The organism is Pseudomonas sp. URMO17WK12:I12 (genome assembly GCF_000514395.1).
In the GTDB taxonomy this organism is placed as follows: Bacteria; Pseudomonadota; Gammaproteobacteria; order Pseudomonadales; family Pseudomonadaceae; genus Aquipseudomonas; species Aquipseudomonas mucoides.
Map to the genome: position 1 here is coordinate 66275 of NZ_AZVV01000004.1, position 12842 is coordinate 79116.

Sequence of the window (12842 nt, forward strand, 5' to 3'; positions counted from 1 at the left end):
TGCTCGCCGCCTCTCAACATCTGGGCAAACTCTCTCTGGCCCGGGACAAACTGGTCAGCAGCGGCCGCAGCGAACTGGCCGCCGACGTCGAGCGTGAAGTGGCCAGCATCCGTGCTCAGGCGGAACTGCTGGCCAGCTTGCCATTGCTCGGCGTAGCCGCCAAGACAGAGTCCAGCACCGATGATTTCGCCTCGATGATGGGGTTGGAGAACAACGAGAAAGCCGCCGCGGAAGACGCTGGTGTCGGCCTCAAGCGTGAACTCAACAGCCTGCTCACACGCTACCCGGCCGAGCTGTCGCGCACCCGTGATCAGATCCAGAAACGCACCGACCTCAGTGCCGCCACACACCTGAAAATCGCCGCCGTGCAGCAAGCGATTGCCGGACTCGAACCGGTGGTCCGCGCCCAGCACGGGCAGATTCAGGGCGAAGTGCGCTTGATGCAGGGTGTGATGATCGGGCTGATCCTGCTGATCGCACTGCTCATCGATACCCTGCAACGACGCCTGGCCCGAACCCTGACCAACCTGGCGCCGGCCCTGTCCACCTGGGCCGAAGGCGACTTCAGCCGCGACATCGAGCTGGGCAATACCAATCGCGAATTGCATGACATCCAGGCGTCGCTCAATCGCTTGCGCGCCTACCTGGTGGATCTGGTCGGGACCATTCGTCTCAACGCCGAGCAGGTCGCCGGCAGCAGCCGAACCCTGGCCGACCTGAGTAACGACCTGCACAGCGGCGCCGAACATCAAGCCGGCGACACCGCCCTGATCCGCGATTCCCTTGGTGAACTGGAGGCGACCATTCAACAAGTCGCCGGCGATGCCAGTCAGGCAGCAGATGCCAGCCGCCATGCCGGCCTGGCGGTCGAACACGGTCAGAAAGTCATTGGCCTGAGCCTGACCGGCCTGCATGCGCTGGTGGGTGAAGTGCAGGGCAACGCGCAGATGATCGAGCACCTGGCGGAAGAGTCGGCGACCATCGGCGGCGTGCTGACAGTAATCCGCTCGATTGCCGACCAGACCAACCTGCTGGCCCTGAACGCCGCCATCGAAGCGGCCCGCGCCGGCGAGATGGGGCGCGGGTTTGCGGTGGTGGCGGAAGAGGTTCGCTCACTGGCGCAACGCACCGCAGGCGCGACAGCAGAGATCCAGACACTGATTGCCGGCCTGCAAACCGCCGCGCGTCAGTCGGTAGAGGGCATGCGCGCGCAGGTCGAACACGCCGAAGCCACGGCCAGTCAGGCGCAGGCGGCAGATGGTGCGCTGGATAAAATCGTCGGCGCGATCCAGACCATTGCCGACACGGCCGTGCGCATCGCCGATGTCACCGCCCAGCAGAGTGGCGCGGTCAGCGAGATTCGCGATCACAGTGAGCGCATCCATCAATTGGGTGGGGATAACTTGCTGCGCATTGGTGAAGGGCGTGAGCAAGGGGAGAATCTGTTGGTGCTGGGCGGGCGGCTGCGTACCGCCGTTCAGGCTTTCCGCGTCTGATAGACCGCCATCGCGAGCTTGCTCGCGATGGCGTCGGTACAACCACCACCGAACGCCCCGCCCTGCACACCCGCGCGCCGTCCGCTATCATGCCCCCAATTCCGATACGCGAGATTGTCATGCGCCGTTTGCTCTGCCTGCTGCTTTTAGTGCTCGCCCTGCCGGCCACCGCCGCCGGGTTGCTGGACACCCGACCCAGCTCCACCCTGGGCTCGATCAACAACAGCGCCGACTTCCTGCCGGTGCGCGAAGCCTTTCAACTGAGCCTGGTAGACAGCACGCCGCAATCGATCAAGCTGCGTTTCGTCGCCACCGAAGGCTATTACCTCTATCGCCATCGTTTCCAGTTTCGGGCTGACCCGGCCGAGGTAACGCTGGGCGTCGCCCAACTGCCCAAGGGCGAACAGAAGCACGACGAGTACTTCGGCGATGTCGAGGTGTATCACGGGATCATCGAGGTGGAACTGCCGCGCACCGATCAGCGCGCCTTCACGCTGGCCGTAACCTATCAGGGTTGCGCCGACAAAGGCCTGTGTTATCCGCCGGAAACCGAACGCCTGAGCATTAATGGCATCGGTGCTCCTGATCAGGCCCCGACGCAAAACTGGGGATGGCGTGAACTCGCGCTGTTTTTCCTCGCCGGCCTGGGTCTGACGTTCACGCCTTGCGTATTGCCGATGCTGCCCATTCTTTCCGGTGTGGTGTTGCGCGGTCAGGTCGGTGGTTTGCGCGGTTTCAATCTGTCTTTGGCCTACGTGCTGCCGATGGCCGCCTGCTTTGCCCTGCTGGGTGCACTGATGGGCCTGTTCGGCGCACAACTCAATCTTCAGGCGCGCCTGCAATCGGCCTGGGTGCTGGTGCCGTTCGCGACGTTTTTTGCGGTATTTGCCCTGGCCATGTTCGGCGTATTCGAACTCAAGCTGCCGCACGCCATCAGCAGTCGCCTGGATCGCATTGCCGGGCGCACGGAAGGCGGTTCGCTGTGGGGCGCCGCGGTGCTGGGCGTGGTGTCGAGCCTGCTGGTTTCGCCCTGCGTTTCGGCGCCGCTGGCCGGTGCGCTGCTGTACATCAGCGCCAGTGGCGATGCATTGGGCGGCGGTTTGAAGCTGTTCATGCTTGGCCTCGGCATGGGCGCGCCGCTGTTGCTGGTGGCTACCGGTGGCGCGGCCTGGCTGCCGAAAAGCGGGCCATGGCTGGTCTATGTGAAAAACGCGATTGGCGTGTTGTTACTGGGATTGGCGATCGGCCTGCTCAGCCGCGTACTGCCGGGCCAGATCACCTTGCTGCTGATCGGTTTGCTGGCCGGTGGTGTCGGCTTGTTCATGGGCGCGCTGGAGTTCGTCTACAAACCCCCTCGAAAACGCCTTGGCCAGTTGCTCGGGATGTTCCTGCTGTTTTACGCATTGGCCTGCTGGTTCGGGGCGTTCAGCGGACAGACCGATCCATTCAACCCCATCGGCCAATCGCGTGCGATTGCAGGTAACGCGCCTGCGCAAAACGCCGGTACCTGGCAAACCATCAACACGCCCTCAGAACTGGATCGCGTGCTCGCCGATGCTCAATCCTCCGGCACCCCGCTGTTGCTCGACTGGTACGCCGACTGGTGCATCAGTTGCAAAGTCATCGAACACGAAGTGCTCAACGACGCCAACGTCATCGAACGCCTGCAAGGCTATCGACTGGTTCGTTTCGATATCACCGCCAGCAATGCCGAACAACGCGCCCTGCTCGACCGTTACAAACTGTTCGGTCCTCCGGCCCTGATGTTTTTCGGCAAGGACGGTGTTGAGCGTGCCGATGTGCGAGTGATCGGCGAGATCAACGCCAAGGACTTCGCCGAACGTGTTGCGAAGGCAAATGACCGGATTTAATCAGCCGGTCACATATTTCGCGCAAACATCGGCTATCGTGCTGGCTATTGCATAGAACTGGACAGTCACAAAGGCTTTGCGGCATAGTCGCCGGGTTCTGACACTTGCACACAGATAACAAGGAACAGCAGATGGCGACCCTATTGGTGCTGCACGGCCCCAACCTGAACTTGCTCGGCACCCGTGAACCGGGCACCTATGGCGCTACGACACTGGCGCAGATCAACCAGGACCTGGAACGCCGCGCCCGTGAAGCCGGCCATCATCTGCTGCACCTGCAAAGCAACGCCGAGTACGAATTGATCGACCGCATTCACGCCGCTCGTGGCGAGGGTGTGGACTTCATTCTGATCAATCCAGCAGCTTTTACACACACAAGTGTCGCATTACGTGACGCGCTGCTGGCGGTGAGCATCCCATTCATCGAAGTGCATTTGTCTAACGTGCACAAACGCGAACCTTTCCGCCATCACTCTTACTTCTCCGACGTAGCGGTGGGAGTGATCTGCGGCCTTGGCGCCAGCGGTTATCGACTGGCCCTGGAGGCCGCCCTGGAACAGCTTGAACCACAAGCTATACGCCCCTGACCGACCCTTGGGAGTTGATGATTCATGGATATCCGTAAAGTTAAGAAACTGATCGAACTGCTGGAAGAGTCCGGCATCGACGAGCTCGAGATCAAGGAAGGCGAAGAGTCCGTACGTATCAGCCGTCATAGCAAGACGCCGGCTCAGCAATACTACGCACCTGCTCCAATGCAGCACGCTCCGGCACCTGCGCCTGTTGCTGCTGCTCCGGCTGCCGCCGCTGCACCTGCTGCACCGTCCGCACCTGTCCTGAACGGCACCGTAGCCCGTTCGCCGATGGTCGGCACCTTCTATCGCAAATCTTCGCCATCCTCGCCTTCGTTCGTTGAAGTTGGCCAGACCGTGAAGAAAGGCGACACCCTGTGCATCGTCGAAGCCATGAAGATGATGAACCACATCGAAGCTGAAACCAGCGGTGTGATCGAATCCATCCTCGTCGAAGACGGCCAGCCGGTTGAGTACGACCAACCGCTGTTCACCATCGTTTGAACCGCGGAGAAACTTTGATGACTGCGAAGTTGGAAAAAGTTCTGATCGCCAACCGCGGTGAGATTGCCCTGCGGATCCTGCGTGCCTGCAAAGAGATGGGCATCAAGACTGTCGCCGTTTACTCCAAGGCTGACAAAGAGCTGATGCACCTGGGCCTGGCAGACGAATCCGTCTGCATCGGTCCGGCCTCGGCCGCGCACTCTTACCTGCACATCCCGGCAATCATCGCCGCAGCTGAAGTGACCGGCGCTACCGCCATTCACCCAGGCTACGGTTTCCTTGCGGAAAACGCTGATTTCGCTGAACAGGTCGAGAACTCCGGCTTCGCCTTCATTGGCCCGAAAGCCGACACCATTCGCCTGATGGGCGACAAGGTATCGGCCAAGCACGCCATGATCGCTGCGGGTGTTCCAACCGTTCCGGGTTCCGACGGCCCGCTGCCTGAAGACGAAGAAACCGCTCTGCGCATCGGTCGCGAAGTCGGTTATCCGGTGATCATCAAGGCCGCTGGCGGCGGCGGTGGTCGCGGCATGCGCGTTGTGCATAAAGAAGAAGACCTGATCTCCTTTGCAAAACTGACCCGCACCGAAGCTGGCGCGGCGTTCGGCAACCCGATGGTCTATCTGGAAAAATTCCTGACCAACCCACGCCACGTGGAAGTCCAGGTACTTTCCGACGGCCAGGGTCACGCCATCCATCTGGGCGACCGCGACTGCTCGCTGCAACGTCGTCACCAGAAGGTTCTCGAAGAAGCGCCGGCACCGGGCATCGACGAGAAAGCACGCCAGGAAGTCCTCGCTCGCTGCGTCAAGGCGTGCATCGACATCGGCTACCGCGGCGCCGGTACCTTCGAGTTCCTTTACGAGAACGGCCACTTCTACTTCATCGAGATGAACACTCGTGTCCAGGTAGAGCACCCGGTTTCGGAAATGGTCACCGGCATCGACATCGTCAAGGAGATGCTCAGCATCGCCGCTGGCAACAAGCTGTCGTACACCCAGGACGACGTGGTGATCCGCGGTCACGCCCTGGAATGCCGTATCAACGCCGAAGACCCGAAAACCTTCATGCCGAGCCCAGGCACGGTCAAGCATTTCCACGCACCAGGCGGCAACGGCGTTCGCGTCGATTCGCACCTGTACAGTGGTTATGCCGTTCCGCCGAACTACGATTCGTTGATCGGCAAGCTGATCACCTACGGCGCAACCCGTGACGAAGCCATGGCGCGCATGCGCAATGCGCTGGACGAAATCGTTGTCGACGGGATCAAGACCAACATCCCGCTGCACCGCGACCTGGTCCGTGATGAAGGCTTCTGCAAAGGGGGCGTGAACATTCACTACCTCGAGCACAAGCTGGCAGGCGAGAAGCACTAAGCTTCGACCCGATCAACAAAGCCGCCTTCGGGCGGCTTTGTTGTTTCTGGGTATTTCTTATGAGCTGCTACAGGGGCGCGTTGCACATGGCTTCTGCGTTTGGAGCCACCCCACTCCCACAAAACCTCCGCGCTCGCGTAAACTTGCGCGCTTCTCGCAGCCCGCTAGGCTGCAATCAATATTTTTCAAAGGTGCCCGCCATGCCTTGGCTGCAAGTCCGTCTCGCCATCAGCCCAGAACAAGCCGAAACCTACGAAGACGCTTTCCTTGAAGTGGGCGCCGTGTCGGTGACCTTCATGGACGCCGAAGATCAGCCGATCTTCGAGCCAGAACTCAACACCACGCCGCTGTGGTCGCACACGCACCTGCTGGCCCTGTTCGAGGGCGGCACCGAAGCCGCCAGCGTATTGGCCCACCTTGAGCTGCTGACCGGCAGCCCGCTGCCCGAGCATCACAGCGAAGTGATCGAAGACCAGGATTGGGAACGCAGCTGGATGGACGGCTTCCAGCCGATGCGTTTCGGTCAGCGCCTGTGGATCGTCCCGAGCTGGCACGCCGCACCCGAGCCTGACGCCGTGAATCTGCTGCTGGACCCGGGCCTGGCGTTCGGCACCGGCACCCACCCGACCACCGCGCTGTGTCTGGAATGGCTTGACGGTCAGGACCTGAAAGACTGCAACGTGCTCGACTTTGGCTGCGGTTCGGGGATTCTGGCGATTGCCGCCTTGCTGCTAGGCGCCAAGGAAGCCGTCGGCACCGACATCGACGTGCAGGCCCTGGAAGCCTCTCGCGACAATGCCGGGCGCAACAACATCGACGAAGCGCTGTTCCCGCTGTACCTGCCTGAAGACCTGCCACAGGTGAAGGCCGACGTACTGGTCGCCAACATCCTCGCCGGCCCGCTGGTTTCTCTGGCACCGCAACTGTCCAGCCTGGTCAAGCCGGGTGGTCGCCTGGCACTGTCCGGGATCCTTGCAGAACAAGGCGAAGACGTTGCCGCCGCCTACGCTCAAGACTTCGATCTGGACCCGATTGCCAATCGCGATGGCTGGGTGCGCATCACCGGCCGTCGGCGCTAGAATGAACGCCTGCATAAACCGGATCGCCGCATGACCGACAGCTTCGTCACCCAGTGCCCGCATTGCCAAACCAGCTTCCGCGTCAGCCATGCTCAGTTGAGCGTGGCACGCGGAGTGGTTCGTTGCGGCTCGTGCTTGCAAGTGTTCAACGCGGCCAAGCAGCTGCTTGAGCAACGGGCCGACAAGGAAGCCGTCAAACCGGTAACCCCGGCCATTGTTGAGCCACCAGCGCCACGCGCGATCAGCCAAAAGCAGTGGACGGCCTCCGAACTGGATCTGGACAGCCTGGACCTGGACGAAGAACTCGCCCGGCTCGAACAGCGGGAGATCCAGCCGACCAAGGAGTTTGGCCGGCACCGCGAAGACGGCCTCAGCGCCCGGCGCGACTCTAGCGAGCACGACGAAGAACAGTGGTCCGACAGCCTCTTCAGCGAATCGGCCGCCGACCGCGCCCAACCGGTAGAGACCGAACACCCGGAAACAGCCCCCGAACCGGACAACCACGAACGCACCGAGCCTTCGTTTTCGCTGGAACCGGTTGATCTCGATGATGAACCCCAGGTGCCCCATCTGCGCCTGCACGACCCTCTCGACGCCCCGCTCAACCATGAACGCCTGTCGGCAACCGAGGCACTCGACGACGACCTGCCGTCGATCGAACCGCTGCGCAAACGTCGCGAGCGCAGCGAGCCGGGCGTGCGCGCCGAGGTATTGCAAGACCTGACCGATGACCCACTGCAACTGGACTGGCAAAAACGTCGCTCCCCCTGGGGCCGACGCTTGTTCTGGATGCTGCTGGTCTTGCTCGGCGCTGCGGCGCTGGCCGGCCAATACATTGCATACCATTTCGACGAATTGGCCCGCCAGGACCAGTACCGCCCCTGGTTCCAGCAGCTGTGCCCGCAACTCGGCTGCACGGTGCCATCCAAAGTCGACATTGCAAAAATCAAAAGCAGCAACCTGGTGGTCCGCAGCCATCCGGAGTTCAGTGGCGCGCTGGTGGTCGATGCGATTATCTACAACCGCGCGCCGTTCTCGCAGCCCTTCCCGCTGCTGGAGCTGCGCTTTGCCGACCTCAATGGCCACTTGATCGCCAGCCGTCGCTTCAAACCCGGCGAGTACCTCAACGGCGACCTCGAAGGCATGGCGGAAATGCCACCGCAAACGCCGATCCACATCGCGCTGGATATTCTCGACCCGGGCGCCAAAGCGGTGAACTACAGCCTGAGCTTCCACTCCCCCGAGTGAAACGCTTCACCGCTACAAGCCTGGCGGCAGATTTCTGACTGGGACCGTCCGTACCAAACTGCTGGCAATAACAGAATAACTGTTCAGATTTTGTTCAATTCAGCCTTTATCCAGTCATCGAGAGCGGGTATCATGCCAACCCTTTTTCGAACTCTAATGATCCGGCCCCACAACAGGGAAGTCCTATGTCGGCGGTACGCATCGGTCCATACACATTGCAAAACGGCTTGATTCTCGCCCCGATGGCGGGAGTCACCGACCAACCCTTTCGTCAGCTGTGCAAGCGATTGGGTGCGGGGCTGGTTGTCTCGGAAATGGTCACCAGCGACATGAGTTTATGGAACACCCGCAAGTCGCGGATGCGCATGATCCACGAAGGTGATCCCGAGCCACGCTCGGTCCAGATCGCCGGTGGTGATGCACAGATGCTGGCGGACGCGGCCCGGGCCAACGTCGAGCTGGGTGCGCAGATTATTGATATCAACATGGGCTGCCCGGCGAAGAAGGTCTGCAACAAGGCTGCCGGTTCTGCGTTGTTGAAGGATGAAGCATTGGTCACCGAGATCCTGCAGGCCGTCGTGGCTGCGGTTGATGTGCCGGTGACCCTGAAGATCCGTACCGGCTGGGACCGGGACAACAAGAATGGTTTGACGGTGGCGAAGATCGCCGAGCAGGCAGGCATTACGGCGTTGGCGGTCCATGGCCGCACCCGTGCCGACCTCTACACCGGTGAAGCCGAGTACGACACCATTGCCGCGATCAAGCAGGCGGTGTCGATGCCGGTCTTTGCCAACGGCGATATCGATTCACCAGAGAAAGCCCGGTACGTGTTGGACGCGACCGGTGCCGATGGCTTGTTGGTAGGCCGGGCAGCCCAAGGGCGGCCATGGATTTTTCGCGAGATCGACCATTTCCTGCGTACCGGCGAGAAACTCCCGGCGCTGGAATTGATCGAGGTGGAACGCATTCTGCTAGAGCATCTGGCTGCCCTGCACGTCTTCTATGGCGATGTCATGGGTGTCCGGATCGCTCGAAAGCATGTGGGCTGGTATCTCGCAACCTTGCCGGGCGCCAGGGAGTTTCGCGCCCACTTCAATCGTTTGGAAGATACGGAAGCACAATGCGCCAACGTTCAGGGCTTCTTCGCCGAACGTTACAAGAGCCTGACAGGGGACGGAGAAGGGGTGGCCGCATGACGATGATGACCGAGACTTTAGTGAGTGGAACAACACCCGTGAGCGACAACGTGAATTTGAAACAGCACCTCAATACGCCCAGCGAAGAAGGTCAGACCCTTCGCGGGAGTGTCGAGAAGGCGCTGCACAATTATTTCGCCCACCTTGAGGGCGCTGCCGTCACGGATGTGTACAACCTGGTGCTCTCCGAAGTCGAGGCTCCCCTGCTCGAGTGCGTGATGAACTACGTCAAGGGCAACCAGACGAAGGCCAGCGAGCTGCTCGGACTCAACCGGGGCACGCTGCGCAAGAAACTCAAGCAGTACGATTTGCTGTAAGCATTCAATCAAACCAGAAAGGCGCCCGCGTAAAAACGGTCGCCTTTTTTGCTGACTCCTTTGCTTTTGATGGAAATTGAAATGACCGACCAGACTACCCGCCTGCCGATCCGCCGCGCCTTGATCAGCGTTTCCGACAAGACCGGGATCCTCGAATTCGCCAAAGAGCTTGAAGCCCTGGGCGTCGAGATCCTCTCTACCGGCGGGACGTTCAAGCTGCTGCGTGACAACGGTGTTGCCGCAGTGGAAGTCGCGGATTACACCGGTTTCGCAGAAATGATGGACGGTCGGGTGAAAACCCTGCACCCGAAAATCCACGGCGGGATCCTCGGTCGTCGCGGTATCGACGACGCGATCATGAACGAGCACGGCATCAAGCCGATCGATCTGGTCGCGGTCAACCTGTACCCGTTCGAAGCCACCATTAACAAGCCAGGCTGCGACCTGCCGACCGCCATCGAGAACATCGACATTGGCGGCCCGACCATGGTCCGTTCCGCGGCCAAGAACCACAAAGACGTGGCCATCGTGGTCAATGCCAGCGATTACGCCAGCGTCCTCGAAGGCCTCAAGGCCGGCGGCCTGACCTACGCTCAGCGTTTCGACCTGATGCTCAAGGCGTTCGAACACACCGCCGCCTACGACGGCATGATCGCCAACTACATGGGCACCGTGAACCAGGCCGCTGACACCCTCAGCACCGAAGGTCGCAGCGAATTCCCGCGCACCTTCAACAGCCAGTTCGTCAAGGCTCAGGAAATGCGCTACGGCGAGAACCCGCACCAGAGCGCGGCGTTCTACGTGGAAGCCAAGCCTGCCGAAGTCGGCATCGCCACCGCGACCCAGCTGCAAGGCAAAGAACTGTCGTACAACAACGTGGCCGACACCGACGCCGCGCTGGAATGCGTGAAGAGCTTCGTCAAGCCGGCCTGCGTGATCGTCAAGCACGCCAACCCGTGCGGCGTGGCCGTGAGCCCGGACGCCGAAGGCGGCATCCGCCAGGCCTACGAACTGGCTTACGCCACCGACACCGAATCGGCGTTCGGCGGCATTATCGCCTTCAACCGCGAACTGGATGCCGAAACGGCCAAAGCCATCGTCGAGCGTCAGTTCGTCGAGGTGATCATTGCCCCGTCCGTCAGCGAAGAAGCCCGCGCCATCGTTGCAGCCAAAGCCAACGTGCGCCTGCTGGCCTGCGGCGAATGGTCGGCTGATCGCGCCGCTGCCTGGGATTACAAACGCGTCAACGGTGGCCTGCTGGTGCAGAGCCGCGACATCGGCATGATCAGTGCCGACGACCTGAAAGTCGTGACCAAACGCGCCCCGACCGAACAGGAAATCAATGACCTGATCTTCGCCTGGAAAGTCGCCAAGTACGTGAAGTCCAACGCCATCGTCTACGCCAAGAACCGTCAGACCATCGGTGTCGGCGCGGGTCAGATGAGCCGTGTGAACTCCGCCCGTATCGCCGCGATCAAGGCTGAACACGCCGGTTTGCAGGTAGCCGGTTCGGTGATGGCTTCCGATGCGTTTTTCCCGTTCCGCGACGGTCTGGACAACGCCGCCAAGGCGGGCGTGACTGCCGTGATTCAACCGGGCGGTTCGATGCGTGATGCTGAAGTGATTGCTGCGGCCGACGAAGCCGGCATTGCCATGGTCTTCACCGGCATGCGCCACTTCCGCCACTGATTCAACTCGATCCAAATGTGGGAGCTGGCTTGCCAGCGATAGCATCCCCTCGGTCTAACTGATGAACCGAGTCGCCTGCATCGCTGGCAAGCCAGCTCCCACAGAAAAGCAGCTCCAACGCTGCCCACAGAATTTGCGTCATCCGAGGTTTTTTGAAATGAATGTTTTGATCATTGGCAGCGGTGGCCGTGAACACGCACTGGCCTGGAAAGTGGCTCAGGATCCGCGTGTGCAGAAAGTGTTCGTGGCCCCTGGCAACGCCGGTACCGCCATCGAAGCCAAATGCGAAAACGTCGCCATCGACGTGCTGGCTCTCGAACAGCTGGCAGACTTTGCCGAGAAAAACGTTTCCCTGACCATCGTCGGCCCGGAAGTGCCCCTGGTGGCTGGCGTCGTCGATCTGTTCCGCTCCCGCGGCCTGGATTGCTTCGGTCCGACCGCTGGCGCTGCCCAGCTGGAAGGTTCGAAAGCCTTCACCAAGGACTTCCTCGCTCGCCACAAAATCCCGACTGCCGATTACCAGAACTTCACCGAGATCGAGCCAGCCCTGGCTTATCTGCGTGAAAAAGGCGCGCCGATCGTGATCAAGGCCGATGGCCTGGCCGCCGGTAAAGGTGTGATCGTTGCCATGACCCTGGCCGAAGCCGAAGACGCCGTGCGCGACATGCTCGCGGGCAACGCGTTTGGCGATGCGGGTTCACGCGTAGTGATCGAAGAATTCCTGGACGGCGAAGAAGCCAGCTTCATCGTCATGGTCGACGGCAAGAATGTGCTGCCAATGGCCACCAGCCAGGACCACAAGCGCGTCGGCGACGGCGACACCGGCCCGAACACCGGTGGCATGGGCGCTTACTCCCCTGCCCCGGTCGTGACTGCCCAAGTGCACCAGCGGGTCATGGACCTGGTGATCTGGCCGACCGTTCGCGGCATGGCCGAGGAAGGCAACGTCTACACTGGCTTCCTGTACGCCGGCCTGATGATCGACAAGGCTGGTAACCCAAAAGTCATCGAATTCAACTGCCGTTTCGGCGATCCTGAGACCCAACCGGTGATGCTGCGTCTGCAGTCGAGCCTGGTATTGCTGGTCGAAGCGGCTCTGGCGCAAGCGCTGGACAAGGTCGAAGCGCAATGGGATCCACGTCCGAGCGTCGGCATCGTGTTGGCCGCTGGCGGTTATCCGGGTGACTACGCCAAAGGCGTGGCCATCAACGGTCTGGATGCAGCCGCCGCACTGGAAGGCAAGGTCTTCCACGCCGGTACTGCACTCAAGGACGGTCAAGTGGTCACGGCCGGTGGTCGGGTGCTCTGCGCCACGGCCATGGGCGCCAGCGTCGATGAGGCTCAGCAGCAAGCTTACAAACTGGCGGCAAAAATTGACTGGGAAGGCTGTTTCTATCGCAAGGACATTGGCTACCGTGCCATTGCCCGTGAACGTGGCGAAAGCCAGGAGTAAGGCCATTCATTCGGCCGGGCAAGGGCCGCTGGTCCTTGCCC

General features: G+C 61.1%; 11 protein-coding genes. All 11 read left to right on the forward strand.

Translation table 11 applies throughout. From position 1 onward, the window contains the following. The first annotated feature begins 452 nt into the window (after nucleotides 1–452). The 11 genes from D882_RS1000000133420 to purD all read left to right on the forward strand — a co-directional run bounded on the left by D882_RS1000000133420 (nucleotide 453) and on the right by purD (nucleotide 12801). Nucleotides 453–1496, forward strand: a complete 1044-nt coding sequence (locus D882_RS1000000133420) for a methyl-accepting chemotaxis protein (protein ID WP_371258933.1) — start codon at nucleotides 453–455, stop codon at nucleotides 1494–1496. 119 nt (nucleotides 1497–1615) lie between these two features. Continuing rightward, nucleotides 1616–3367, forward strand: a complete 1752-nt coding sequence (locus D882_RS0103210; RefSeq protein WP_027921896.1) for a protein-disulfide reductase DsbD — start codon at nucleotides 1616–1618, stop codon at nucleotides 3365–3367. A gap of 131 nt (nucleotides 3368–3498) precedes the next feature. Beyond that, complete coding sequence (aroQ, locus tag D882_RS0103215) at nucleotides 3499–3954, forward strand: type II 3-dehydroquinate dehydratase (RefSeq protein ID WP_027921897.1); 456 nt, start codon at nucleotides 3499–3501, stop codon at nucleotides 3952–3954. 24 nt (nucleotides 3955–3978) lie between these two features. Continuing rightward, nucleotides 3979–4443 (forward strand): acetyl-CoA carboxylase biotin carboxyl carrier protein, encoded by a 465-nt coding sequence (gene accB / locus D882_RS0103220; RefSeq protein ID WP_027921898.1) that lies wholly within the window; start codon nucleotides 3979–3981, stop codon nucleotides 4441–4443. Nucleotides 4444–4460: 17 nt separating this feature from the next. Beyond that, nucleotides 4461–5819: an acetyl-CoA carboxylase biotin carboxylase subunit gene (gene accC, locus D882_RS0103225; protein ID WP_027921899.1), complete on the forward strand. Its 1359-nt coding sequence runs from the start codon at nucleotides 4461–4463 to the stop codon at nucleotides 5817–5819. A gap of 200 nt (nucleotides 5820–6019) precedes the next feature. Beyond that, the gene (gene prmA / locus D882_RS0103230; RefSeq protein WP_027921900.1) at nucleotides 6020–6898 is read left to right on the forward strand and encodes a 50S ribosomal protein L11 methyltransferase; all 879 of its coding nucleotides are present in this window, start codon (nucleotides 6020–6022) and stop codon (nucleotides 6896–6898) included. A 30-nt stretch (nucleotides 6899–6928) separates the two neighbouring features. Then, on the forward strand, nucleotides 6929–8146 hold the full coding sequence (locus tag D882_RS0103235) for a DUF3426 domain-containing protein (protein ID WP_027921901.1): 1218 nt from the start codon (nucleotides 6929–6931) through the stop codon (nucleotides 8144–8146). A 185-nt stretch (nucleotides 8147–8331) separates the two neighbouring features. Continuing rightward, nucleotides 8332–9342 (forward strand): tRNA dihydrouridine synthase DusB, encoded by a 1011-nt coding sequence (dusB, locus tag D882_RS0103240; RefSeq protein WP_027921902.1) that lies wholly within the window; start codon nucleotides 8332–8334, stop codon nucleotides 9340–9342. Continuing rightward, nucleotides 9339–9659, forward strand: a complete 321-nt coding sequence (fis, locus tag D882_RS0103245; RefSeq protein ID WP_007907419.1) for a DNA-binding transcriptional regulator Fis — start codon at nucleotides 9339–9341, stop codon at nucleotides 9657–9659. Before dusB ends, fis begins: the two co-directional genes overlap by 4 nt. A gap of 81 nt (nucleotides 9660–9740) precedes the next feature. Continuing rightward, the gene (gene purH, locus D882_RS0103250) at nucleotides 9741–11348 is read left to right on the forward strand and encodes a bifunctional phosphoribosylaminoimidazolecarboxamide formyltransferase/IMP cyclohydrolase (RefSeq protein ID WP_027921903.1); all 1608 of its coding nucleotides are present in this window, start codon (nucleotides 9741–9743) and stop codon (nucleotides 11346–11348) included. 157 nt (nucleotides 11349–11505) lie between these two features. Next, nucleotides 11506–12801, forward strand: a complete 1296-nt coding sequence (purD, locus tag D882_RS0103255; protein WP_027921904.1) for a phosphoribosylamine--glycine ligase — start codon at nucleotides 11506–11508, stop codon at nucleotides 12799–12801. Nucleotides 12802–12842 lie beyond the last annotated feature (41 nt).